This window comes from Tsuneonella litorea, assembly GCF_025154015.1.
GTDB lineage: Bacteria > Pseudomonadota > Alphaproteobacteria > Sphingomonadales > Sphingomonadaceae > Tsuneonella > Tsuneonella litorea.
On sequence record NZ_JAOAMV010000031.1, the window covers coordinates 1 to 586 of the forward strand.

At 64.7% G+C, this 586-nt stretch carries 1 protein-coding gene; it reads right to left on the minus strand.

The window, feature by feature from the left end; genetic code table 11:
* Positions 1–18: 18 nt before the first annotated feature.
* The gene (locus N0B51_RS14835; RefSeq protein ID WP_259963374.1) at positions 19–240 is read right to left on the minus strand and encodes a helix-turn-helix domain-containing protein; all 222 of its coding nucleotides are present in this window, start codon (positions 238–240) and stop codon (positions 19–21) included.
* Positions 241–586: the final 346 nt, after the last annotated feature.

Below are 586 nucleotides of genomic sequence, written 5' to 3' on the forward strand. Positions count from 1 at the left end.
ACACAGGAAAGCAGCAAATCAGGCCCTTTCTGGTGGCGCTTTCAGCAACTCTTCAACCGGAACCTCCAGCGCAATCGCCAAGCGCTCCAGCACGAGGATGGTCGGGTTCCGCACCCCGCGTTCGATCCCGCTTATATAGGTTCTGTCGAACCCGTGCTCGAGCGCGAATTTCTCCTGCCCGAGGCCCCTGGCCTGCCGCAGACGTCGTAAGTTGAGGGCGAGGCGCTGGCGAACATCCATCGCCGTGCAGGTGAACCGGGCGGGGCTGTATCGACCACGGACGATGAGTCACAATTCGCTCGACTTGCGCTGCTCGCGAAGCGACAGCAAGTGTGTGACCGCCTTACCCGACAGCGACCGGCGCCGAGCACCCCTCTCCCCGGGGACGGTGCGCTACATCAAGCTCGGCCAGGGCGGTCGGTGGGAAGCGGCTTCACTCGGGAGTGGCCGGATTGACTGGGGCCTACCGAGCGATCCGCACGACCTCGCCATGGCGGGAGATTGGGAGGGAGTGCGCCAGCACTATCTTTCGCAAGGCCTGCGCCCGGCAACCGCAACGGGCTACCTCAACGAGACCCGCGCCTTC

What these genes read in the sequence shown, in the direction of transcription:
- N0B51_RS14835 (WP_259963374.1), bottom strand. Translation starts at nt 240, where the DNA reads ATGGATGTTCGCCAGCGCCTCGCCCTCAACTTACGACGTCTGCGGCAG.